Raw genomic sequence first — 22045 nt, forward strand, 5'->3', positions numbered from 1 at the left:
AAAAAGCGAGGTCGCTATTCTGACACCTTGGACGCGCTCAGCCTAAAAGCTGTGGCCGGTTGGGCAGCTCGTCTTCATGCGGCGCGTCTGCGCCGCGGGGGAAGTGAGCGGCCAGCAGCTCGGTCACTGCCTCGATGCCCGCCAGCACCGCCACCTCGTACTGCCCCTCGCGCAGGAACTGCTGCATGCGCCGGCACACCTCGTCCCACTGCGCCTGCGGCACCTGGCTGCGCAGACCGCGGTCGGCCACCACCTCGATGGCATGGTCGGCCAGCAGCAGATAGACCAGCACGCCGTTATTGCCCTCGGTGTCCCAGGCACGCAGCTGCGCGAACGCCTGCTCGGCGCGCTGGCGGGCCGTTTGCCCGCGCCACAGCGCCCCCAGCGGCAGGTCCGCCTCGACCGCCACCATGATCTGGCCGGTGTGGCTGCGCTCGCTGTCGGCCACGGCGGCAGTGATGGTCTCCATGCACCTGGCGGGAAACCGACGCTGCGCCGAGGGCGCGAACAGATGCCTGAGCAGTCGCATTACCAGCTCCCCGAGGCGCCACCGCCTCCCGATGATCCACCGCCGCCACCCCAGCCGCCGCCGCCAAAGCCACCGCGGCCACCGCCCCCGAACCCTCCAAAGCCGCCACCGCCCCAGCCGCCACCGCCGGCGAAGCGTCCCGGCGAGCCGGAGGCCAGCCCCGCCAACAGCCCGATCACCGCAGCGCCTGCGCTGGCGAACAGCAACGAGGTGAACAGCAAGGCCGCGCCACCAGCGGCCACTCCGGTCAGCACGGCACGCAACGGGCGCGGCAACGCGCCAAGGATCCCGCGCGCCACCATCGCCACCACGAAGCCGATGAACAACGCCATGATCCAGCCCCCACTGGCGCCAGCGCCTGCACCGCCCTCGTGCCCGCTGACCGGCGCCGGCAGCGCCTCGCCTTCGATCAGTCCGGCCAGCGTCGCCGTTGCATCACGGATGCCGCCGCCGTAGTCGCCCTCGCGAAAGCGCGGTGCCAGATACTCCTGGATGACGCGGTTGGCCACGATGTCGGGGATGGCGCCCTCCAGACCGTACCCGGGCTGGATACGCACGCGACGGTCGTCCTTGGCCACCAGCAGCAGCACGCCATCGTCCACGCCCTTGCGGCCGATCTTCCATTGGTCGAATACGCGCTGGGTGTATTGCTCGATCGCCTCCGGCTGGGTGGTCGGCACGATCAGGATCTGCAGCTGAGCGCCCTTGCGTTGCTGCAGGGCCAGCGCCTGTTGCTCCAGTTGCTGGATCTGCGCGGCATCCAGCGTGCCGGTGACATCGACGACCGGCGAACGCAGCGGCGGGATGGCAGCCAGATCCTGCGCCAGCAGCGATGCCGGCAGCAGCAGCAACACCATCATCATCCACACTGCTCTCAAAGACGTTCGCCGCATTGCCGACTCCTACCTGATGCGTACTGAAACTCAGTCGTTTCCTTCCTCCATCGAGGCACCGTCCTCCCTTGTGGGGAAAGTGTCCCAAATGGGCGGATGAGGGTCCGCGCAAAGCCACGTGCAGCGCGACACCATGGAGGCTTCGCTCCGTACCCTCACCTCAACCCCTCTCCCGAGGGGAGAGGGGCTCATAGCCTGCTCGGACACGGTTTGCAAATTCGTTTTGCAGACTCTTGTCGATTTGACGCCGTAAAACAGCTCAGTCGTTCCCTTCTCGAAGGTGCCCCGAGAGGCGGATGAGGGTGCGAGCGAAGCCACGTGCAATGGGAAGACACAGAAGCTTCGCGCCGTACCCTCACCCCAACCCCTCTCCCGCAGGGAGAAGGGCGATTACTGCGCGGGCTGCAGATTACTGTGCAGGCTGCGGCGCCGGCTGCTGCTGCGGCGCCGGCTGGTTACCGAAATCCACCTGCGGGGCGCGCGAAATCTGCGCTTCGTTCTCCACGCTGAAATTCGGCTTGGGCTGGTAGCCGAAGATCTTGGCGGTGATCACCTGCGGGAACGAACGGATATAGGTGTTGTAGTCCTGCACCGTCTGGATATACCGGCCGCGCGCCACGGTGATGCGGTTCTCGGTGCCTTCCAGCTGCACCTGCAGGTCGCGGAAGGACTGGTCGGATTTGAGCTGCGGATAGTTTTCGCTGACCACCAGCAACCGCGACAGTGCACTCCCGAGTTCGCCCTGGGCCTGCTGGAATTGCTTCAGCGAGGCTTCGTCATCGGCATTGACCTGGATCTGACCGACCCGCGCACGCGCATTGGTCACCTCGGTCAGCACCTGACGCTCCTGCTGCGCGTAGCCCTGCACGGTGCGCACCAGATTGGGAATCAGATCGGCGCGGCGCTGATATTGATTGAGCACCTCCGACCAACCGGCCTTGACGCCTTCTTCCTTCTGCTGGATCGCGTTATAGCCGCAACCGGACAGCGCGGCGGTCAGGATCAGCAACACCAGGGCGCGAATCAGGACAGGCATGCAGGCGATTCCGTTGAAAGAAGGCGCGAGCATGCCATGGGCCAGGTCAAGCCCGCATGCACATGCCCGCGTCTGAAACGGCCCTGCGTTGTAGAGGCCGGCAGCAGGCAAGCGCGAATGATGGTCGGTACGCGGGTGGCTAGCGCCCGCCCCGGTAACTGGCTGGCAATAAAGCGGCGCTCACCCTCTGTCCCAGGCCTGCGATGCGGGTTGCCACTGATTTCGGCACTTCAAAGGCAGACGGGCGGGTACTCATCCGACCCGATCACCGGACGCGCCGGCATCGCCATCCAGCCATGTCTCCATACCCGCACCTGTCGCCGTATCGACGGTGCACGCGCGGCCCTGCAATCGCTCCGGGACAATTCCTCCTGTCCTGCCGAAGGCCTTCAGAACAGCCGCGGCAACAGGATCAAGCCCCAGCACAGCAGCACGTTGAGTAGCAGCAGGAACACCGCGGCCGAGCCCATGTCCTTGGCACGCCCGGCCAGCACGTGATGCTCCGGGCCGTAACGCTCGATCACCGCTTCGATGGCCGAATTCAGCAGCTCGGCGGCCAGCACGATCAACAACGGTGCGATCAGCGCGATACGTTCCAGCGGTGATTGCCCCAGCCAGAGCCCCAACGGGGCCATGACCGCCGCCAGGCACACTTCGAGCCGGAATGAGGATTCATGCAACCACGCGGCGCGCAATCCCTGCCACGACCAGATCGCCGCCTTGAGCATGCGGCGCGGGCCGCGCGGCACGTGTCCCAGTTGATCAGCCATGCGTCGGTGCTTGCGCCCCGGCAGGGCGTGTCTGAGAACAGGGAAAACGCATGGGATGGTCGCTGCTGGGGAAAGTGCGAATCTTGCACCGTGGCGCTGCGCATCGCCAGCCGCAGTCCGGTTTGCCCTCAGCTCGCAGACTGCTGCACCATGGCAAGCCCGCTCAATCGCTGCAGGTTTCTCGCATGATCAGACACAACTTGCGCACGCTGCTGTGCGCCCTGGTTCTGCTGTCCAGCCAGGTGCATGCGCAGCCACTGCACGCGGCACCGGCCGTACCCGCACAGGTGTCCAACACCGCATGGGAACAGGACATGCAGCGCTTCGCCGCCAGCGACGCGCGCCAACCGCCGCCCAGGCACGGCATCGTGTTCGTCGGCAGCTCGTCGATCCGCTTCTGGGAAACGCTGGCGCAGGATTTCCCCGGCACCCCGGTCATCAACCGCGGCTTTGGCGGTTCAGAAGTACGCGACAGCACCTGGTATGCCGACCGCATCGTGATCCCGTACGCACCACGCCAGGTAGTGCTGTATGCGGGCGACAACGATCTCAACAGCGGCCGTACGCCCGAGCAGGTGCGCGACGATGTGCTGGCCTTCGTCACCCGCGTTCGCCGCGATCTGCCCGAGGCGCGCATCAGTTATCTGTCGATCAAGCCCAGCCCCTCGCGCGCGCAATTGCTGCCGGCGGTGATCACCGCCAATCGCCTGATCAAGGCGGCGCTGGCGCCACTGCCGCGGGTGGACTACGTGGATGTCTACACGGCCATGCTCGATGCCGCCGGCAAGCCACGTCCGGAGCTGTTTCGCGAGGACATGCTGCACATGACCGCCGATGGTTACGCGATCTGGCGCAAGGCCGTCGCCCCGGTGCTGGAACCGTAGTCACCTCTGAGTGATCCCGCTCGGACCAGTAGCACGGCCCGTTGGCCACGGCACGCCGCCGATGCGTCGATCGCAACGGCAAGCTGCAACGTGGACGCAGAAGACCCTTCGCCGCGCAGCCGTTCCGATCAATCCCGCCAGGCAGCCGACACTGACGGCCTGCCTGCGGGCAGACCGCCGGTGTCAGGCAACTACCACGGCCACCGAGGTCCCCTGCCCGGCCTCGCTTTCCAGTTCGATCCGCCATCCAAAGCGGTCGCACAAGCGCCGCACGATCGACAGACCGAGGCCGGTGCCCTGTGGGCGCGTGGGGTCGGCGCGGAAGAACGGCTCGAATGCCCGCGCACGTGCTTCATCGCTCATGCCGATGCCGGTATCGCGCACCACGATGCGGTCCTGTGTCACCTCGACCTCGATGCTGCCGGTGTCGGTGTAGGCGCAGGCGTTGCGCAGCAGATTGCTGAGTACCACCCGCATCACCCGCGGCGGCGCGAACATCTGCAGGCTGCGGTCACCGACCATGCGCAGGGACACCGGCTTGTCGCCGAGCAGCTCGCGCGCACTTTCGACTTCTTCGCTGGCCAGCTCGGCCGCATCGAAGGTCTCGCTCTGCGGGTCGATCTCCGCTTCGCGCGCCAGGATCAGGAAGGCATCGATCACCGCTTCCATGTCGCGGCCGGCGCGCTGGATCCGGCGCAGGCTACGCTGGGTGCGCTGTGACAGCTCGTCGTCGGCCAGTGCCATGTCGGTGGCGACGCGGATCACCGTCAGCGGTGTGCGCAGTTCGTGGCTGGCATCGCGGGTGAAGTTGCGTTCGCGTGCGACATGCTCGCTGACCCGCTGCCCCAGCGCATGCAATGCAGCAGCCAGCTGCCGGGTTTCGCCCTGCAACTCTGCGGGCAGGCGCTCCGGCGAAAGTTCGTCCACATCCGGGTTGCGCGGATCCCAATGCGACACCCGCAGCGCAAGCCAGCTGATCGGTGACACCAGCCGCTTGGAGACGCGGTAGGTGAACCAGGACACGCCATAGATCCCCAGCAACACGATGATCGCCGGAACCACCCCGAACCACAGGGTCAGATGCGCTGCACGCGAACGCGGGAAGACCAGGTACAAGCGCCCTTCCGGATGTTGGTCCACATAGACCAGCGCGTCGGCGGCGGCCACTTCGCTGAAGCCCGGCGACAGGGTCTGCAGCGCGCGCGGGATGGCCTGGTCGCCAGTGCCGGCAGGTGCGAAATATCCCTGGATGTTGCGTGTATTCGGCGGCCGATTGTCCGGTGCGCTCTTGTGCATCTGCCAGAAATGCACGGCCTCGTCGGCGAGCACCGTGCGCACCAGGCTGTACTTGATGACAAGCGAAATCAGGTACCCGCCCAGCACGATCGCCAGGCTCGCCAGCGCGACCTGTAGCAGGAAGGCAAGACGTATTTTTCGCGGGAGCCCGTGTGGCATTGCTGCATCCAGGGGAGAGCGCCGGAGTATAGGCAACGCTTCCGTGAGTCCGTCGTGTAGCCAGCCGGCAGCACGGGAGAACGAGCGGCGCGCGAGCGCCTACAGGAATGGCCGGCCGCCAGACGGCGGCCGGCCAGGACATCAGGCCATCGGTTGGGCGATGTCGGCGATGCGGTAGCCGGCGCTCTGCACGGTGTGCAGCAGCGGGCGGTCGAACGGCTTGTCGATGATCTTGCGCAGGTTGTACAGATGGCTGCGCAGGGTGTCTGAATCCGGCAAGCCATTGCCCCAGATTTCGCGCTCGATTTCCTGGCGGGTCACCACGCGCGGCGATTCGCGCATCAGGATGGTCAGCAGGCGCAGACCGATCGGCGAGAGCTGCAGCTCGGTGCCGGCACGGGTGGCACGCATGCTCACCGGGTCCAGTACCAGATCCGCGACCTTGAGCACTTCCGAGCCCACCTGGCGGCGCTCGCGACGGATCAGGGCACGCAGGCGTGCTTCCAGTTCCTGGATCGCGAAGGGCTTTGTCAGGTAATCGTCGGCGCCGAAGCCCAGGCCGGTGAGCTTGTCGTCCAGCGTGTCGCGGGCGGTCAGCATCAACACCGGGGTGGACTTGCGTGCGTCGTTACGCAGGCGGCGGCACACTTCGATACCGTCAAGGCGTGGCAGCATGAGATCCAGCACGACCACGTCGTAACTGTTCTCGGCGGCCAGACGGTAACCGTCGAGTCCGTCCTGCGCATAGTCGACCTCGAAGCCACGGCCTTCCAGGTATTCGCCGATCATTTCGGAGATATTGCGGTTGTCTTCGACGACCAGCACGAGGCCGGACGTTTCCTTGGTCTGACGCATGGACTTTCCTCGGTCTTCAGCTTTGTGAAACATGCCGGATCGGCGGTGGAAAGAACGTGAAGACCGGATAACGTTTTGTGACGCGCAGGGTCTAGCGCGGGAGCAGCGGACGCAACGCGGGCCACACCGTCTCCAGCACCTTGGGCTGGGCTGCGGCGGTCGGGTGCAGGCCGTCGTTCTGCATCAGCCCCGGCTGCAATGCCACCTTTTCCAGGAAGAACGGCACCAGCGCAGTGGTGTACTGTTTCGACAGGTCTGCATAGGTGGCCTTGAGGCGCTCGCGGTAGGCCGGGCCGTAGTTGGGCGGTACGTCGATGCCCAGCAACAGCACCTTGGCACCGGCCCGTTGGCTGAGCTGGATCATCTTTTCCAGGTTGCCCTTGAGCTGGGCAGGGGTCAGGCCGCGCAGCGCGTCGTTGCCGCCCAGCTCGATCACCACCACGCCGGGACGGTGTTTTTCCAGCAGGCCGGGCAGCCGGGTCAGCGCACCGGAGGTGGTTTCGCCGCTGATGCTGGCATTGACGACCGCCGGTGGCGTCGCCATGTCACGCTTCAGGCGTTGGTCCAGCAAGGTCACCCAGCCGGACTGCACCGGAATGTTGTGCGCAGCGCTCAGGCTGTCGCCAACGACCAGGATCGGTGCCGTGGTGGCCGGACTTTTGGCAGAGGCAATCCCCGGTGCAAGCAGGGACAGTGCCAGCAGCCACAGGGCCAGCGCGCCATATCGCAGTGTTCTTTCACGCATTCGGAGATTCCTCATCGACAGTCTGGCCCCCCGCTCCAGCACCCGCACCGCCATCGACGTCCGCGAGGTCGGCAAGTCCGTCAGTGGCCCGGAGGGAACACTCCACATCCTCGACAACGTGAGCTTGACGGTCAGTGAAGGCGACAGCATCGCCATCGTCGGCGCCTCCGGTTCGGGCAAGACCACCCTGCTCGGCCTGCTGGCCGGGCTGGACCTGCCCAGCCGCGGCAGCATCGCGCTGTCGGGCCAGGACCTGGGCCAGCTGGACGAAGAAGCCCGCGCCGCCCTGCGCGCCCGCGAAGTGGGCTTCGTGTTCCAGAGCTTCCACCTGTTGCCGGCGCTGACCGCCGAAGAAAACATCGCGCTGCCGTTGGAGCTGGCGGGGCGCGAAGACCCGGCGCGGGTGCGCGAAGTGCTGGAAGCGGTGGGCCTGAGTGCGCGTGCGCGCCATTACCCGCGCCAGCTGTCCGGCGGCGAGCAGCAACGCGTGGCGCTGGCGCGCGCATTCGTGGCCCGCCCGCGCATCCTGTTCGCCGACGAACCCACCGGCAGCCTGGACCAGGCCACCGGCGCACAGATCAGCGACCTGTTGTTCGCGCTCAATGCCACCAGCGACACCACCCTGGTGCTGGTCACTCACGACATGACCCTGGCGCAGCGCTGCAAACACATCTACCGCATCGACAGCGGCCGCCTGCACGCACAGACCGGTCCGGCCGCATGAACGTGCTGCGACAAGCCGCACGCGCGGTACGCCGCGAATTCCTGGCCGGCGACCTGCTCACCGTGTTCGCTGCGCTGGTGCTGGGCGTTGCGGTAATGACCGCCGTCGGCACGCTGGTCGACCGGGTGACGCTCGCCTTGACCTCCAGCGCGGCCGAAGTGCTCGGCGGCGATCTGGGCGTGACCGGCCGCCAGGAGATTCCGGCCGACTTCGCCGAAGAAGCGCAGCGACGTGGCCTGCAGAGCACGCGCATGGTCAGCTTCCCCAGCGTGCTGTTCCATGGCGATGCCAGCCAGATGGCCAATATCCGCGGCGTTGGTGCAGGTTACCCGCTGCGTGGGCAGCTGCTGGTGTCCAGGGACGGCGCCGGCACGCAGGGCAGCGTTGCCAGCGCACCGCCGCCGGGCCAGGCCTATGCCGATCCGCGCCTGCTCGAGGCGCTGGGCCTGCGCGTGGGCGAGCAACTGGAATTCGGCGCCGGCCACCTGACCATCACCGGCGTGCTGCGCGCCGAACCGGATGCCTCCGGCGAGCTGATGCAACTGTCGCCGCCGTTGCTGGTCAATCGCGCCGATATCGATGGTGCCGGCCTGCTCGGGCCAGGTAGCCGCGCCTCCTACCGGTTGATGTTCGCCGGCGCACCGGAGGCCATCGCCGATCTTCGCGCCTGGCTGAAGCCGCGTGCCAGCGAATACCGATTGGTCGGCATCGAAGACACCCAACGCGGCATGCGTGCGGCGTTCGATCGCGCCGGCCGCTTCTTGGCCTTGTCGGCCTTGCTAGCGGTGCTGTTGTCCGGCGTGGCGACCGCGCTGGCGGCCAACCAGTTTGCGATGCGCCGCATCGACACCGTGGCGGTATTGCGCTGCCTGGGCGCAAAGCAGCGCGACATCCTGGCGATGCTGTCGCTGCAGCTGCTGCTGACCGCGATTCCGGCCTGCCTGGTCGGCATCGGGCTGGGCATGCTGGCGCAGGAAGGCCTGGTGCAGGCACTCGGCAGCCTGATTCCGAACCGCCTGCCGCTGCCGCAGGCTACCCCTGCGCTGGCCGGTGCGGGCATCGGCCTGACCCTGTTGCTGGGCTTCGGCCTGCCGCCGCTGCTGCGGCTGCGCAACGTGCCGCCGATGCGCGTGCTCAACCGCAGTTTTGCCGCCGTGCCGCCGAGCTCGTTGCTGGTGTATGGCGCAGCCTTGGCCGCGACGCTGGCGCTGACCGTGTATGCCACCGGCAACCTGGTGCTGGCTGGCTGGGTGCTGGGTGGACTGGCGGCGCTGGCGCTGGTGGCGATGGCGCTGGGCCTTGGCCTGCTCGCGCTGCTGCGGCCGATCCAGCACCGCCTGCGTGGTGCCTGGAAGCTGGGCCTGGCCTCGTTGACACGGCGACGCGGGCTAAGCGTGGTGCAGTTGGTCGGGCTGTCGCTGTCCTTGTGCGCGCTGTTGCTGCTGGCGGTGGTCGGCCCGGGCCTGCTCGGTCAATGGCGCGACCGTCTGCCGGCGGACACGCCCAACTACTTCCTGATGAACATCCAGCCCGAGCAGACCGAGCCGGTGCTGCAGACGTTGCGCGGCCTGGGCGTGGACAACGCAGCGGTGGAGCCGTTTTCCACCGGACGCCTGGTCGCCATCAACGACAAGCCGCCGGTGCGCGGCGACCGCGACCCGGCCGACGATGGCGACGGCGACAACCGCCCGGTCAATTTTTCCTGGCGGCACGCATTTCCGCCGGCCAATACGCTGTTGCAGGGCAAGTTCTGGGCAGCCGACAGCACTGCAGCGGAAGCTTCGGTGGAAGAAGGCTGGGCACAGCGCTACCAGCTCAAACTCGGTGACCGCATCACCCTGCTGCTGGGCGAACAGCAACGCAGTTTTACCGTCACCAGCATCCGCAAGGCCGATTGGGATTCGTTCAGGGTCAACTTTTTCCTGCTGCTCAATGAGGGCGCAGTCGGCGATGCGCCGTACAACCTGATTTCGGCCTTCCACCTGCCGCCCGGCAGTGCCCCCAAGCTGGCGTCGCTGAGCCGCGACTACCCCAACATCTCGGTGCTGGATATCGATGCCATCCTGGGCCGCGTGCGCGAGGTGATCGACCAGGTGGCACAGGCGGTGCAACTGGTGATGGGGTTCAGCCTGCTCTCCGGTGTGCTGGTGCTGCTGGCGGCGCTGCAGGCCACCGCCGGCGAGCGCCGCTACGACAGTGCCGTGCTGCGCACGCTGGGCGCGCGCCGCGGGCAGCTACGCGGCGCAGTGCTGGTGGAATTTGGCGCACTGGGGCTGCTGGCGGCGGGGCTGGCGGTGACGGCGGCGGCGGTGATCGGCGCGCTGGTCGGACAACAGGCCTTCGAGATCGCACTGGCACCGGACTGGCCGCGTCTGCTGCTGGGCGGCGCATTCGGGCTCGCCCTGAGTCTGCTGGCCGGTTGGTCAGGCACCCGTCGCATCCTGTCCACGCCACCGGCGTTGGCCTTGCGCAGCGAATAAGAGCAGCCAACCAGACTGCTGCGCAGGCCCCAGGCGGGCGCGGCCGGTGTTCGGGATTCGCACGTACCACCGGTACACAGCGATTACCGCACGCCGTCCGCGCCCGTCTGACGGTTGCGCGCTTCGTTCTGCGGCCGTTCTGGGCGCGGGCACGCCGTGCCGGCTGACGACGGCATGTGCTGCGCCGTCTGATGGCAACGCGGGAATCGGCGCGACGGTCTCTGCGGCGGCGAAGCACGGTGCGGGTGGCGGCATTTCATATACCCGCAGCGCATAAGCACCTTGCCAATCGTACGTTCGCAGCGACGGCACGACTGCCTAGAGTGACCAGTCCGGTCGCCGTTGGCGGCCTTTGCCGTTGTCGAGGTGCCAGGGTCATGGCCAGCAGTCGTTCCGCCGCGCGTGTGCAACCGCCGCGTGCCGATGCCACCACCGCGGCTGCGTCGGGCGTACGGATCGTGCCGTTCGATGCGCCACTGGGCGCAGAGGTGATCGGGCTGGATCTGTCGCAACCGCTGGACGCGGCTACGTTCGCGCGCATCCATCGGGCGCATCTGGATCACCACGTGCTGGTGTTCCGCGATCAGCGCATCACACCGGCGCAGCAGGTGGATTTCAGCCGTCGCTTCGGGCCGTTGCAGATCCATGTGCTGCGCAATTTCCAGCTGCGCGATCACCCGGAAGTGCTGGTGGTGTCCAACATCAAGGAAAACGGCGAGCCGATCGGCCTGGGCGATGCCGGGCATTACTGGCACTCGGATCTGTCCTACAAGCAGACCCCGAGCCTGGGTTCGCTGCTGCACGCGCAGGAGCTGCCAAGCGAGGGCGGCGACACCCTGTTCGCCAACCAGCACCTGGCGTGGCAAACGCTGCCCGACGCGCTCAAGCGCACGGTGCAGGACCTGCGCGCCGAACATAGTTATCTCGCCAAGTACGAAGAGCTGCGCGCGCGCAATCCATGGCGGCCGGCACTGACGCCAGAGCAGATTGCCGAAGTGACGCCCGTGCAGCACCCGGTGGTGCGCACGCATCCGGAAACCGGCCAGAAAGCGTTGTTCGTCAGCGAGCATTTCACCACGCGCATCGTCGGCCTGCCCGAGGACGAAAGCCGGGGGCTGTTGCAGACCTTGTTTGCGCACAGCACGCGCGCGGCGCTGGTGTACCGGCATCGCTGGCAGCCGCATGACATGGTGTTCTGGGACAACCGCTCGGTCATGCACCTGGCCGCCGGTACGCCCGATCACCTGCGTCGCCGTCTCAACCGCACCACCATCGAAGGCGATGCGCCGTTCTGAGCGCGCGCCTGCCCTCTTCCCTCATCGACCGGAGCGCCGCATGCGTTTGACTGTCACTTCTCACGCACCTTCGCAGCGCCGACGCTTTCTGCGGCCCATCGCGCTGCTGTTTCTGGCCGCCTTGCCGCTGCTGCATAGCGCGCAGGCGCAGGCCGAAGGCAAGCTGCGCATCGCCAAGCAGTTCGGCATCGTCTACCTGCTGCTGGATGTGGCGCAGGACCAGAAGTTGATCGAGCAGCAGGGCAAGTCCGCCGGTGTCGACATCGACGTGCAGTTTCTGCAGCTCTCCGGTGGCGCAGCGGTCAACGATGCGTTGCTCACCGGGTCGATCGATATCGCCGGTGCCGGCGTGGGACCGTTGTTCACCATCTGGGACCGCACGCGTGGCCGGCAGAATGTGCGTGGGGTGGCCTCGCTGGGCAATTTTCCGTACTACCTGATCAGCAATAACCCGCGCATCAAGAGCATCGGCGATTTCACCCCGCAGGACCGCATTGCGGTGCCTGCCACCGGCGTGTCGGTGCAGTCGCGTTTTCTGCAGCATGCCTCGCAACAGCGCTGGGGCGACAAGGGCACCCATCAGCTCGATCCGCTGCAGGTGGCGTTGCCGCACCCGGATGCGGCGGCGGCGATCATCCGTGGCCGCACCGAAATCACAGCGCATTTCGCCAGTCCGCCGTTCCAGGAGCAGGAGCTGGCACGCAACCCGGCCGCGCATATCGTGACCAGTTCCTACGACATCGAGGGCGGCCCCTCGTCGGCGACGGTGCTGTACGCCACCGCAAAATTCCGCCGCGACAATCCCAAGACCTATCGCGCCTTCGTCGCCGCACTGGACCAGGCAGCCAAGTTCGTCACCGCGCATCCGGATCAGGCGGCGGATATCTTCCTGCGCCGCAATGGCTCGGGGATCGACCGCGCGCTGGTGCTGCAGATCCTCAAGGACCCCAAGGTGCAGTTCACCGTGGCGCCGCAGAACACGTTGAAGCTGGGCAAGTTCATGCAGCACAGCGGGGCGATCAAGCAGGCACCGGCCAAGGTCAGCGACTACTTCTTCGACGACCCGTTGATTGCGGGCGGGAGCTGAGCGATGAGCACGCCCTTGCTGCAGGTCGATCATGTCAGCCTGGAATACGCCTCCGCCCAGCGGGTGGTGCGCGCCACCCATCGGGTGCGCTTCGATGTGCATGAAGCCGACCGTTTCGTGCTGCTGGGGCCATCGGGGTGCGGCAAATCCACCCTGCTCAAGGCGGTGGCCGGCTTCGTCGGCCCGCGCGAGGGGCAGATCCGTCTGGACGGACGGGCGGTGACCGGGCCGGGGCCGGATCGGGTGGTGGTGTTCCAGGAGTTCGATCAGCTGGCGCCCTGGAAGACCGTGCGCGACAACGTGATCTTCGGCCTGCGGGCGGCGCGCACGCTGTCGCGCGCCGAAGCACGCGAACGGGCGGACGAGAGTCTGGCCCAGGTCGGGCTGAGCGCGTTTGCCGATGCCTACCCGCACACCTTGTCCGGCGGCATGAAGCAGCGCGTCGCCATTGCGCGCGCGCTGGCGATGCGCCCACGCGTGTTGCTGATGGACGAGCCCTTCGCGGCACTGGATGCGCTGACGCGTTCGCGCATGCAGGAGCAGGTGCTGGAGCTCTGGGAACAATCGCGCTTCACGCTGTTGTTCGTCACTCATTCCATCGAAGAGGCGTTGGTGGTCGGCAACCGTGTCCTGCTGCTGTCGCCGCACCCGGGCCGGGTGCGCGCCGAGCTCAACGCACATGCCTTCGGGCCGCATAGCGCCGGTAGCGTGGCGTTTCAGCAGACCGCGCAACGGATTCACCGCCTGCTGTTCGATCTGCCCGACGACACCCTGGACGACGACAAGGTGGCGCCATTGCGTCGCAATGCCCCACTGCAGCGTGAGGCGCTGCCATGAGCCGCTCGCCCGCCACGGCGTTGCCGCCGATTCCACCGGTGCGCGCGGAATACGAATTGACGCTGCAGCCACTGGACCCGGCCCTGTTGACCGCCGCTGCGCCGATCCGATGGCAGGCACCCGCCTGGCTGCGCAAGGCCCTAGTGCTACTGGTCCTTGGAGCGGCCTGGGAGGTCGCCGCACGCGTGGTCGGCGACGATCTGATGCTGCCCAGCGCCGTGCAGACTGCGCGCGCGTTCTACGACGGCCTGCTGTCGGGCGAACTGCTGCGCCGGGTAGGCGCTTCGCTGCAGGTGCTGGCGCAGGGCTATCTGCTCGGCGTGGTGTCGGCATTCCTGCTGACCGCCGTGGCCGCCTCCACCCGCTGGGGCCGCGACGTGCTCGGCACACTCACCGCCATGTTCAACCCGCTGCCGGCCATCGCGCTATTGCCGCTGGCCCTGCTGTGGTTCGGGCTGGGCACCGGCAGCCTGGTGTTCGTGCTGGTGCACTCGGTGCTGTGGCCGCTGGCGCTGACCACCTACGCCGGCTTTCAGGCGGTGCCCGACACGCTGCGCATGGCCGGCCGCAACTACGGCTTGCGCGGCCCACGCTATGTGGCGCAGCTGCTGATCCCGGCGGCGCTGCCGGCGATCCTGTCCGGCCTGAAGATCGGCTGGGCGTTCGCCTGGCGCACCCTGATCGCCGCTGAGCTTGTGTTCGGCGCCACCTCCGGTCAGGGCGGGCTGGGCTGGTACATCTTCCAGAACCGCAACGAGCTTTACACCGACAAGGTGTTTGCCGGCCTGGCCACGGTGATCGTGCTGGGCCTGCTGGTGGAGGGCGTGGTGTTCCAGGCGATCGAGCGGCTCACCGTGCGGCGCTGGGGCATGCAGCGCTAGCGGCTCTGTCCCCGGCGGCGGCGAGGCGCAGCCGGGGGCCGATACCTGACTGCGCTGCACGCGGCCACGTCGGGCCATGCCTGAGCAGCCTTGGCCTGCTTGCCGGGCTCATCGGCACGGTCGCGTGCGCTTAACGGGTCTGGCTTATGCTGCCGGCCCCTTCGCTGCCGTCTGCCGTCATGCCCACCGCGTCGTTCACTGCTTATCTGTATCCGGTCCTGTTGCTGCTCGCCAGCAATGTCTTCATGACCTTCGCCTGGTACGGGCATCTGAAGTACAAGAGCACCCCTCTGATGATCGCGATCCTGGTCAGCTGGGGCATTGCGTTCTTCGAATACTGCCTGCAGGTGCCGGGCAACCGGTTGGGCAGCGCGGTGTATTCGGCGCCGCAGCTCAAGGGCATGCAGGAAGTGATCACGCTGCTGGTGTTCGCCGGGTTCTCGACGTTCTACCTGGGCCAGTCGCTGAAATGGAACCACTGGGCCGCATTCGGGCTGATCCTGGTGGCGGCGTTTTTGATGTTCAAGGAATAACGGCCCTTTGAGCGACCAGCCCCCGCCTCGCCTGTAGGAGCGCACCAGGGCGCGACCTCGCAGCCGCGTCCCGGGGCGCGGCGCGATGGGCGTGTCGGGAATGCCACGTCGCGCTCTGGTGCGCTCCTACGACCTGGGCTGGCTAGTTCGCCGGTTCGGCCCATTGCGCGAACACTGCATCGATCTGCGCGTCCTTGACGCGCTTGCCCGCTTGCACAGCTTCGGCCTGCTCGAACATCGGCATGATCATCGCCATGCCATCGGGCCTGGTCTTCAGGTGCAGGCCCGGCGGGGTGTCCAGAAATCTGCCCCAGCGTGCACGCACCTTGGCCCAGTAATCCTGCGTGCCCTTCCAGTAGGCATAGGCCGGAGCGAAATCGACCTCGGTGGTCTTGCGGTAGTCGTTGAAGCCGAACTCGCGTGCGATCGCTTCCTGGCTGCCGTCGGGCTTGCGCAGCACCTTGGTGTTGAACTGTTCGTGCGTCCAGCCATTGGGCGTGAGGGTATGCCGGTTGATCACCGACAGCGCGTTGTAGTCGCTGCGCTTGGTGTACTCGCGGCGCGGCAACGGGCGCCAGCTCAAGTCACTGGTCCAGGTCGGGTGGCCATCGGCGTAGTCCCAGCGGCCGGTACCGCAATAGCGTGGCGCATCGCTGACTTCGAACACACATTGGGTCCACGCACCGGTGGTCGTGGCGGCCGGCACCGCACGTACCTGCCAGGTCTGGTCCGCACTGAACTCGAACCGCTGCGGCGCCTGATAAACCCAATCCTGCCGCCAGTGCTTGGTCACGTGCTTGGTCTTCTCGTCCACCAGCAGGTGCTGCAACACGATCTTGCGCGGGCTGTCCTCGACCACGATGACCACCTCGCTTGCACCGCTGCGCATCGCCGAGGCGCGCTCGTAGCCGGGCTTGAGCAACACGGTTTCGTCGAAAGCGAAATCCACCGCGTACTCGCCCTGCATCGCCAGGATGCTCTGGCGATCGCGCTCGGCATCTGTCGCTGCAGTGGCGACCACGGGTAACAGGCTCAGGGTCAGGGCAAGACAAGGGGGGACGAATCGACTCATCGGAGCTCTCGGTGGTGAAGACGAAGATGTCAGCGGCGCAGGCGCAGCAGCGCAGCGGTCATGGCGATGGGATCGGCCCCGCGCGCGTCGGCTTGCGCCGCGCGCGATGAGGCAGCGCGCGCGCAGCAGCAATCGTCCACGGCCACGCGACCGTCGATGCCTTCTTCCCGCGCAAGCCGTGCGGCGACCTCCGCCCCCAACGCCGACACGGTCGCAAGGCTCGCCGCCAGGGGTTGCGCGCGCCCGCCGGCCGGGTGCAACCGCAGCGCGCTCAACCGCCAGCTCTCGCCGCGCATGCGTCCGGCCAGCCGCCGCCACAGGCGCTCGCCCACGCCCAGGCCCTGGGTGTCGTCCGGTACGGGCGGCAAGCGCGAAACCAGCCGGTCCCAACTCAGGAAGTCGCTGTCCGGCAACAGGTACAACCGCCAGCAGCAGTGGCCGTCGGCATCGAAGAACCACACGCTCTCGCGCACGCCCTCGCTATCGACCTGTCGCAAGGCGGCCGCATCGACCGCGTGTTGCCAGCCATCAAGTTCATTGCCCAGCGCAGGGCGGTACAGGCACAGCACCGTGCCCAACGCCGACAACTGCGGCGGACGCGGCAGCGCCGTAGCGGTAGCGCGTGCATGCGACGACACAAGCGGTGTGCGGGCGATGGGCATGGCCGCTACCAGCTCACGGCCAGGCTGACTGCGGCGGTACGCCCGGCGCCGGTGAAGCGGTCCACCACCGTGCTGCCGGCCAGCGTGCCGTTGGGCAGTGCATTCCAGTCCACATAGCGGCGGTCGGCCAGATTGAAGAGGCCGGCGGTGAGCCTGGCGCCGGGTGCGAACTCCCAGTGTCCCATCAGGTCCAGCGTGGCGTAGCCGGCCGGGGTGTAATAGCTGGCCAACTGCGGGCGCCGCTTGCGCGCGACGAAGCTGCCGATCAGCTCTGCGCCCCAACTGTCGCTGTCGAAGGCCACGCCGAGCGTGCCGCGCAGCGGATCCACCGAGTTGAGCGGCGTGTTGTCGGTCAGGTTGTCGCCTTCCGAATAGGCAACCGCGCTGTTCAACGACCAGCCCTGCCAGCCGGCCAGCACCCCGAGATCCAGGCCGCCGCGTGCCTCTGCGCCCTTGATCACCACATCGTCCACGTTGCGCGACTGGAACACCATGAAGCCGTCGGCGTTGACCCCGGCTGGCGCATTGGACTCGATGAAATCGCGGTAATCGGTGTAGTACACCGCCAGGCCGAGATAACCGAGCGCGTCGTTGAAGCGCAGCCCCAGTTCACCACCGCGACTGGTTTCCGCTTTCAGGTCGGGGTTGGCGATGGCGGTGTAGCGCCCCTGCAGATTGGTGAAGCCGATATTGACGTCGTTGTACGGCGGCGCGCGGAAGCCATGCGCGTAGTTGGCGTACGCCGACCATGCGTCGGAGAACCGCCACACCGCGCCGAACTTGGGCGAGACCTGGGTTTGCTCGATGGTCGCGGCGGCAACGCCGGGATTGTCTTCGCGGAAGATGTCGTCCACCCGCGGCGACAGCCGGAAATAGTCCACGCGCACGCCCGGCGTCAGCGACAGGCGGCCATCGAGCAGGCCGATTTCGTCCTGCGCATACAACCCGAGCTTGGTGGTTTCGCTGGTCGGGAAATCGCGTACCGGAAACACGTCCTGGCCTACCCGATTGGTGACTGCCCCATTGGCGAGGTTGACCGAATAGCCATCGCGCTTGGCACGCGTGTCGGTCCAGGTGCCGTCCAGGCCATAGGTGATTTCGTGGCGAAGCGTGCCGGTGTCGATGGCTTTGTGGGCGTTGACCAGCAGGCCGTAAACGCGCTGATCGAAGTTGTGTTGGTTATGGCGGCGGGTGTTGTTGCCGCGCAACTCGTTGGTGCGCTGCAGGCTCTCGCTGTCCTGGCGATACACCTGCCACTGCAGATCGTCGGCCAGTGCGGAATCCAGCGCATCGATCTCGTGCCGCAGCGACACCCGCGCACGGGTCTGATGGTCGCGCCCCTCCTGCGACAGAATGCGCAGCGATGCGCTTGGCGAGCGCGTGTCGATGCTGCTGAGCGCATCGATGCTGCCGTAGTCTTCGTTGCCTTCGACCGTGAGCTTGAAACGCTGTCGTGCGCTTGGCGCATACACCAACTTGGTCAGCACGCTGCGTCCGTCGACCTGCTGCGGGTTGGCCGCAGTGCGGGTGAAATCGCGGCTGCGGATGTCGCCCTGGTTTTGCGCCTCCTGGCCCTGACGGTGCGCAACGGCCACCATCCCGCTCCAGCGCTCGCCGCCGAAGGCGCCGGTGGCGCCGGCAAACAGCCCGTTCCAGTCGCCTTCGTAACCGAACTTCAGGCCGACGTAGCTGGACGTATCGTCGCTCAGATAATCGGATGGATCCTTGGTGACGAAGGCCACCACACCACCCAGCGCATCGGACCCGTACAAGGCGCTGGCCGGCCCGCGCACCACTTCCACGCGCTTGAGCGTTTCCAGGTCGACAAAGTTACGGTTGGCATTGAGATAGCTGCCAAACGCGAAGGTGTCCGATACCGGCACGTTGTCGACCAGGATCGCTACGCGGTTACCGTCCAGGCCACGAACGCGGATGCCGCTGGCACCGGTGAAACGGCCGCTGTTGGTGGTGACCGACACACCGGGCGTATAGCGAAACAAGTCCTTGAGTTCGCGCACCAGTTGGTTGTCCAGCTGCTCGCGGTCGATCACGTCCACCGTGCCCGGCACGTCGACCAACGCCCGTTGGGTGCGCGTGGCCGTGACCTGCAGGCGGTCGAAATCGTGCACCTCACGCGCCGACTCGCCGCCGGCATCTGCGTCGGCAGCATGGGCACACAACGGAACTGCAAGCAGCGCAAGCGACAGCGCGGCCACCAGCGGATGCAGGCGGATCATTCAAGAACCTTTGTGGGAGACCCCGGACCTTGCGCGCGGCGATACGCCGCATGCGGCAACCGAGGGAGAACGGAATGGCGGACGGCGGCGGCAGCGCCCGCAGCGGTGATGCCGCACCCGTCAGCGGGTGCGTTGGTGCAAATCGACAGCAGTGAAGCACTGCTGTTGCAGCGGTGCCTGGACACTAACGCGAGGGCGCGCCTGTCCTGCCTTCAGCGTCGTACGGCCGCGCCCGCGTGGTGGGGGCGCAGCCGGGCGCGCTGCCAGGGTTACTTGGTGAGAATGAGCTTGTCGTTGCTGGTATGGCGCAGGCGATACACACGGTCGCCATGCTGGATCAGCACTTCGCGGCGGCCCTTGAGCAGCGCCTCGCTGCTGATGAGGTCTTCGGCGGGCACGGCACGCGGCGCGGCGCGGTCGCGCAGGTTGACCGGTTCGGAGCGGAGCAGCACGGGATGAGCGGTCATGATCTGGATCTCCAGTCGGTTGGCCAGACAAATAATAACCATTCTCATTTAATGATCAAGAGCCATTCTCATCTGAATGGCTGGATCTTTACATCAACTCATAGTTCTCAATTGACCGGATCAATCGATAGTGGTGCCACGCGTCAAAGTGTGACTGCGTCCACCCGCTCCCATCCGGCTGCATCCATCTGCGCGAGCGTCTCCAGGGCGCCGAGGTTTTCTTCCAGCTGCGCGACCCGGCTGGCACCGAGGATGACGCTGGACACGTGCGGGTTGCGCAGGCACCAGGCGATGGCCAACCGTGCGGGCGCGTGGCCCAGTTCGGCGGCCAGCGCGCAGAACGCCCGTGCGCGCTCGACACGGCGCGACTCCGCTGCGCCCAACACCTCTTCCTGCAACCAGGCGTTGCCGGGCTGGCCCAGACGACTGTCCGCGTCTATGCCCTGGTTGTATTTGCCGGTGAGCAGGCCCGAGGCCAGCGGCGACCAGATGGTGGTGCCCAGTCCGCGCTCGCACAGCGGCGCGTACTCGTGTTCCAGCCGCTGGCGATGCAGCAGGTTGTACTGCGGCTGCTCCATCGCCGGCGCATGCAGGTGCTCCTGCTCGGCGATGGCGATGGCCGCGTGCACCTGGTCGGCACTCCACTCGGAGGTACCCCAATACAGCACCTTGCCCTGGCGGATCAGCGCGTCCATGGCGCGCACGGTTTCCTGGACCGGCGTGTCCGGGTCGGGCCGGTGGCAAAAATACAGATCCAGATAGTCCACGCGCAGGCGCTTGAGCGCGGCGTGGCAGGCATCGGTGACGTGCTTGCGCGACAGCCCGCGCTGGGTCGGGCGCGGGCTGTCCACCGCACCGAAGAACACCTTGCTCGACACGCAGTAGCCGTCGCGCGGCAGGCGCAGATCGGCGATCACATCGCCCATCACCTCTTCGGCGCGGCCGCGTGCATAGACCTCGGCGTTGTCGAAGAAATTGATGCCGTTGTCCCAGGCCGCAGCGATCAGGTTGCGCGCTTCGCCGCGCCCGATCTGCTTGCCGAAGGTGACCCAGGCCCCGAACGACAACGCCGACAGCTGCAGCCCGGTGGAACCCAGACGACGGTAAAGCATGGCGAACTCCTGCAACCTCCGGGGCACCTGCCCCGGACCGGCTTGCGCAGTTTACCGGGCCGGGGCTGTGCGCAAGCCTGTGACGGCCTTCTGAATGCCGCTCGCCTTGCCCGCCGACACCCCCTGCTCTAGGCTTCTCGTTTTGCCGTCAGCAGCCCCGGGGATTGGAATGGTCGAAGGTTTGGGAAGGATCGGTTTCGGCCTGTTCGGTCTGGCGGTGCTCATCGGCATCACCTGGCTGTTTTCGAGCAACCGCCGCGCGATCGACTGGAAGCTGGTCGGCACCGGCCTGCTGCTGCAGATCTCGTTTGCCTCGCTGGTGCTGCTGGTGCCGGGCGGACGCGATGTGTTCGATTCGCTGGGCAAGGGCTTTGTGAAGGTGCTGAGCTTCGTCAATGAAGGCTCCACCTTCATTTTCGGCAGCCTGATGAACATCGAAAGCTACGGCTTCATCTTCGCGTTCCAGGTGCTGCCCACCATCATCTTCTTCTCTGCGCTGATGGGCGTGCTCTACCACCTGGGCGTGATGCAGGTGGTGGTGCGGGCGATGGCATGGGCAATCACCAAGGTGATGCGTGTGTCCGGCGCGGAAACCACCAGCGTGTGCGCCAGCGTGTTCATCGGCCAGACCGAAGCCCCGCTGACGGTGCGCCCGTACATCCCCAAGATGACCCAGTCCGAACTGCTGACGATGATGATCGGCGGCATGGCGCATATCGCCGGCGGCGTACTGGCCGCCTACGTCGGCATGCTCGGCGGCAGCGACCCCGCGCAGCAGGCGTTCTATGCCAAGCATCTGCTTGCCGCCAGCATCATGGCCGCACCCGCCACCCTGGTGGTCGCCAAGCTGCTGGTGCCGGAAACCGGCACCCCGCTGACCCGCGGCACGGTCAAGATGGAAGTGGAAAAGACCACCAGCAACATCATCGACGCGGCGGCGGCCGGGGCCGGAGACGGTCTGCGCCTGGCGCTGAACATCGGTGCGATGCTGCTGGCCTTCATCGCGCTGATCGCCTTGATCAACGCACCGCTGACCTGGCTGGGCGAGGTCACCGGCGCGGCTGCCGCGCTGGGCCGGCCGACCAACCTGTCGACGATCTTCGGTTATGTGCTGGCACCGGTTGCCTGGGTGATCGGCACGCCCTGGGCGGACGCGACCACGGTCGGTTCGTTGATCGGCCAGAAGGTGGTGATCAACGAGTTCGTCGCCTACACCGAGTTGTCGCAGATCGTGAAGGGCCAGGTGGCCGGCGTGAGCCTGAGCGAAGAAGGCCGCCTGATTGCCACGTATGCCCTGTGCGGTTTTGCCAACTTCAGCTCGATCGCGATCCAGATCGGCGGCATTGGCGGGCTGGCGCCGGAACGTCGTCACGATCTGGCCAAATTCGGCCTGCGTGCGGTGCTCGGCGGTTCGATCGCCACCTTCATGACCGCTACCATTGCCGGGGTGCTCTCGCACTTCGGTTGAGGCGGCGCGGGTTCATCGGCGTC

21 protein-coding genes are annotated in these 22045 nt (G+C 66.7%); 9 read left to right on the forward strand and 12 right to left on the reverse strand.

Annotated elements, in window-relative coordinates; translation table 11 throughout:
• Window positions 1-37 precede the first annotated feature (37 nt).
• From XnspCFBP7698_RS12165 to XnspCFBP7698_RS12180, 4 genes are all read right to left on the reverse strand, one after another.
• Window positions 38-529, reverse strand: a complete 492-nt coding sequence (locus XnspCFBP7698_RS12165; protein ID WP_104580924.1) for a TPM domain-containing protein — start codon at window positions 527-529, stop codon at window positions 38-40.
• A complete protein-coding gene (locus tag XnspCFBP7698_RS12170) occupies window positions 529-1422 on the reverse strand; it encodes a TPM domain-containing protein (RefSeq protein ID WP_104580925.1) in 894 nt (297 codons plus the stop codon). Before XnspCFBP7698_RS12170 ends, XnspCFBP7698_RS12165 begins: the two co-directional genes overlap by 1 nt.
• 409 nt (window positions 1423-1831) lie before the next feature.
• The gene (locus tag XnspCFBP7698_RS12175; RefSeq protein WP_104580926.1) at window positions 1832-2458 is read right to left on the reverse strand and encodes a LemA family protein; all 627 of its coding nucleotides are present in this window, start codon (window positions 2456-2458) and stop codon (window positions 1832-1834) included.
• Window positions 2459-2847: 389 nt separating this feature from the next.
• Window positions 2848-3228: a diacylglycerol kinase gene (locus XnspCFBP7698_RS12180; RefSeq protein WP_039408580.1), complete on the reverse strand. Its 381-nt coding sequence runs from the start codon at window positions 3226-3228 to the stop codon at window positions 2848-2850.
• Between the two features lie 185 nt (window positions 3229-3413).
• On the opposite strand from XnspCFBP7698_RS12180, the gene XnspCFBP7698_RS12185 reads away from it, so the two are divergent.
• Window positions 3414-4112 carry an SGNH/GDSL hydrolase family protein gene (locus tag XnspCFBP7698_RS12185; RefSeq protein ID WP_104580927.1) on the forward strand — a complete coding sequence of 233 codons (699 nt, stop codon included), beginning with the start codon at window positions 3414-3416 and terminating at the stop codon, window positions 4110-4112.
• Window positions 4113-4295: 183 nt separating this feature from the next.
• Here XnspCFBP7698_RS12185 and XnspCFBP7698_RS12190 read toward each other — a convergent pair whose 3' ends face one another.
• From XnspCFBP7698_RS12190 to XnspCFBP7698_RS12200, 3 genes are all read right to left on the reverse strand, one after another.
• Window positions 4296-5567, reverse strand: coding sequence for a HAMP domain-containing sensor histidine kinase (locus XnspCFBP7698_RS12190; protein WP_047696465.1), 1272 nt, complete (start codon window positions 5565-5567; stop codon window positions 4296-4298).
• Between the two features lie 141 nt (window positions 5568-5708).
• Window positions 5709-6422, reverse strand: coding sequence for a response regulator transcription factor (locus XnspCFBP7698_RS12195; protein WP_002811889.1), 714 nt, complete (start codon window positions 6420-6422; stop codon window positions 5709-5711).
• A gap of 91 nt (window positions 6423-6513) precedes the next feature.
• Window positions 6514-7182, reverse strand: a complete 669-nt coding sequence (locus XnspCFBP7698_RS12200) for an arylesterase (RefSeq protein WP_184376169.1) — start codon at window positions 7180-7182, stop codon at window positions 6514-6516.
• Window positions 7183-7285: 103 nt separating this feature from the next.
• On the opposite strand from XnspCFBP7698_RS12200, the gene XnspCFBP7698_RS12205 reads away from it, so the two are divergent.
• The 7 genes from XnspCFBP7698_RS12205 (at window position 7286) to XnspCFBP7698_RS12235 (ending at window position 15004) form a co-directional block, all read left to right on the forward strand.
• Entirely contained in the window at window positions 7286-7891 is a 606-nt protein-coding gene (locus XnspCFBP7698_RS12205; protein WP_255404431.1) for an ATP-binding cassette domain-containing protein, read from the forward strand.
• On the forward strand, window positions 7888-10371 hold the full coding sequence (locus tag XnspCFBP7698_RS12210; protein WP_104580928.1) for an FtsX-like permease family protein: 2484 nt from the start codon (window positions 7888-7890) through the stop codon (window positions 10369-10371). The genes XnspCFBP7698_RS12205 and XnspCFBP7698_RS12210 overlap by 4 nt, the downstream gene beginning before the upstream one ends.
• Before the next feature lie 377 nt (window positions 10372-10748).
• The gene (locus XnspCFBP7698_RS12215) at window positions 10749-11666 is read left to right on the forward strand and encodes a TauD/TfdA family dioxygenase (protein ID WP_104580929.1); all 918 of its coding nucleotides are present in this window, start codon (window positions 10749-10751) and stop codon (window positions 11664-11666) included.
• A gap of 40 nt (window positions 11667-11706) precedes the next feature.
• Entirely contained in the window at window positions 11707-12753 is a 1047-nt protein-coding gene (locus XnspCFBP7698_RS12220) for an ABC transporter substrate-binding protein (RefSeq protein ID WP_104580930.1), read from the forward strand.
• A gap of 3 nt (window positions 12754-12756) precedes the next feature.
• Window positions 12757-13590, forward strand: coding sequence for an ABC transporter ATP-binding protein (locus XnspCFBP7698_RS12225; RefSeq protein ID WP_104580931.1), 834 nt, complete (start codon window positions 12757-12759; stop codon window positions 13588-13590).
• Window positions 13587-14471, forward strand: coding sequence for an ABC transporter permease (locus XnspCFBP7698_RS12230; RefSeq protein ID WP_104580932.1), 885 nt, complete (start codon window positions 13587-13589; stop codon window positions 14469-14471). Before XnspCFBP7698_RS12225 ends, XnspCFBP7698_RS12230 begins: the two co-directional genes overlap by 4 nt.
• A gap of 179 nt (window positions 14472-14650) precedes the next feature.
• Window positions 14651-15004 carry a DMT family protein gene (locus XnspCFBP7698_RS12235; protein WP_039408585.1) on the forward strand — a complete coding sequence of 118 codons (354 nt, stop codon included), beginning with the start codon at window positions 14651-14653 and terminating at the stop codon, window positions 15002-15004.
• Window positions 15005-15146: 142 nt separating this feature from the next.
• Here the strand turns inward: XnspCFBP7698_RS12235 and XnspCFBP7698_RS12240 are convergent, their stop codons facing one another.
• The 5 genes from XnspCFBP7698_RS12240 to XnspCFBP7698_RS12260 form a co-directional block, all read right to left on the reverse strand.
• A complete protein-coding gene (locus XnspCFBP7698_RS12240; protein ID WP_104580933.1) occupies window positions 15147-16076 on the reverse strand; it encodes a DUF6607 family protein in 930 nt (309 codons plus the stop codon).
• 29 nt (window positions 16077-16105) lie between these two features.
• On the reverse strand, window positions 16106-16738 hold the full coding sequence (locus XnspCFBP7698_RS12245; RefSeq protein ID WP_047696443.1) for a Hemin transport protein: 633 nt from the start codon (window positions 16736-16738) through the stop codon (window positions 16106-16108).
• 5 nt (window positions 16739-16743) lie between these two features.
• Window positions 16744-18975, reverse strand: a complete 2232-nt coding sequence (locus XnspCFBP7698_RS12250; protein WP_104580934.1) for a TonB-dependent hemoglobin/transferrin/lactoferrin family receptor — start codon at window positions 18973-18975, stop codon at window positions 16744-16746.
• Between the two features lie 269 nt (window positions 18976-19244).
• Window positions 19245-19484: a hemin uptake protein HemP gene (locus tag XnspCFBP7698_RS12255; protein ID WP_024938306.1), complete on the reverse strand. Its 240-nt coding sequence runs from the start codon at window positions 19482-19484 to the stop codon at window positions 19245-19247.
• Between the two features lie 101 nt (window positions 19485-19585).
• The gene (locus tag XnspCFBP7698_RS12260; protein WP_184439511.1) at window positions 19586-20569 is read right to left on the reverse strand and encodes an aldo/keto reductase; all 984 of its coding nucleotides are present in this window, start codon (window positions 20567-20569) and stop codon (window positions 19586-19588) included.
• Window positions 20570-20723: 154 nt separating this feature from the next.
• Here XnspCFBP7698_RS12260 and XnspCFBP7698_RS12265 point away from each other — a divergent pair, with 154 nt between their 5' ends.
• Window positions 20724-22022, forward strand: a complete 1299-nt coding sequence (locus tag XnspCFBP7698_RS12265) for a nucleoside transporter C-terminal domain-containing protein (protein WP_039408521.1) — start codon at window positions 20724-20726, stop codon at window positions 22020-22022.
• Window positions 22023-22045: the final 23 nt, after the last annotated feature.

Source organism: Xanthomonas sp. CFBP 7698 (genome assembly GCF_003600855.1).
Lineage (GTDB): Bacteria > Pseudomonadota > Gammaproteobacteria > Xanthomonadales > Xanthomonadaceae > Xanthomonas > Xanthomonas cannabis.

What these genes read in the sequence shown, in the direction of transcription:
- XnspCFBP7698_RS12215 (WP_104580929.1), top strand. Translation starts at nt 10,749, where the DNA reads ATGGCCAGCAGTCGTTCCGCCGCGCGTGTGCAACCGCCGCGTGCCGAT.
- XnspCFBP7698_RS12255 (WP_024938306.1), bottom strand. Translation starts at nt 19,484, where the DNA reads ATGGTTATTATTTGTCTGGCCAACCGACTGGAGATCCAGATCATGACC.
- XnspCFBP7698_RS12265 (WP_039408521.1), top strand. Translation starts at nt 20,724, where the DNA reads ATGGTCGAAGGTTTGGGAAGGATCGGTTTCGGCCTGTTCGGTCTGGCG.
- XnspCFBP7698_RS12245 (WP_047696443.1), bottom strand. Translation starts at nt 16,738, where the DNA reads ATGCCCATCGCCCGCACACCGCTTGTGTCGTCGCATGCACGCGCTACC.
- XnspCFBP7698_RS12200 (WP_184376169.1), bottom strand. Translation starts at nt 7,182, where the DNA reads ATGAGGAATCTCCGAATGCGTGAAAGAACACTGCGATATGGCGCGCTG.
- XnspCFBP7698_RS12185 (WP_104580927.1), top strand. Translation starts at nt 3,414, where the DNA reads ATGATCAGACACAACTTGCGCACGCTGCTGTGCGCCCTGGTTCTGCTG.
- XnspCFBP7698_RS12165 (WP_104580924.1), bottom strand. Translation starts at nt 529, where the DNA reads ATGCGACTGCTCAGGCATCTGTTCGCGCCCTCGGCGCAGCGTCGGTTT.
- XnspCFBP7698_RS12190 (WP_047696465.1), bottom strand. Translation starts at nt 5,567, where the DNA reads ATGCCACACGGGCTCCCGCGAAAAATACGTCTTGCCTTCCTGCTACAG.
- XnspCFBP7698_RS12180 (WP_039408580.1), bottom strand. Translation starts at nt 3,228, where the DNA reads ATGGCTGATCAACTGGGACACGTGCCGCGCGGCCCGCGCCGCATGCTC.
- XnspCFBP7698_RS12175 (WP_104580926.1), bottom strand. Translation starts at nt 2,458, where the DNA reads ATGCCTGTCCTGATTCGCGCCCTGGTGTTGCTGATCCTGACCGCCGCG.
- XnspCFBP7698_RS12220 (WP_104580930.1), top strand. Translation starts at nt 11,707, where the DNA reads ATGCGTTTGACTGTCACTTCTCACGCACCTTCGCAGCGCCGACGCTTT.
- XnspCFBP7698_RS12225 (WP_104580931.1), top strand. Translation starts at nt 12,757, where the DNA reads ATGAGCACGCCCTTGCTGCAGGTCGATCATGTCAGCCTGGAATACGCC.
- XnspCFBP7698_RS12230 (WP_104580932.1), top strand. Translation starts at nt 13,587, where the DNA reads ATGAGCCGCTCGCCCGCCACGGCGTTGCCGCCGATTCCACCGGTGCGC.
- XnspCFBP7698_RS12195 (WP_002811889.1), bottom strand. Translation starts at nt 6,422, where the DNA reads ATGCGTCAGACCAAGGAAACGTCCGGCCTCGTGCTGGTCGTCGAAGAC.
- XnspCFBP7698_RS12235 (WP_039408585.1), top strand. Translation starts at nt 14,651, where the DNA reads ATGCCCACCGCGTCGTTCACTGCTTATCTGTATCCGGTCCTGTTGCTG.
- XnspCFBP7698_RS12210 (WP_104580928.1), top strand. Translation starts at nt 7,888, where the DNA reads ATGAACGTGCTGCGACAAGCCGCACGCGCGGTACGCCGCGAATTCCTG.
- XnspCFBP7698_RS12240 (WP_104580933.1), bottom strand. Translation starts at nt 16,076, where the DNA reads ATGAGTCGATTCGTCCCCCCTTGTCTTGCCCTGACCCTGAGCCTGTTA.
- XnspCFBP7698_RS12170 (WP_104580925.1), bottom strand. Translation starts at nt 1,422, where the DNA reads ATGCGGCGAACGTCTTTGAGAGCAGTGTGGATGATGATGGTGTTGCTG.
- XnspCFBP7698_RS12250 (WP_104580934.1), bottom strand. Translation starts at nt 18,975, where the DNA reads ATGATCCGCCTGCATCCGCTGGTGGCCGCGCTGTCGCTTGCGCTGCTT.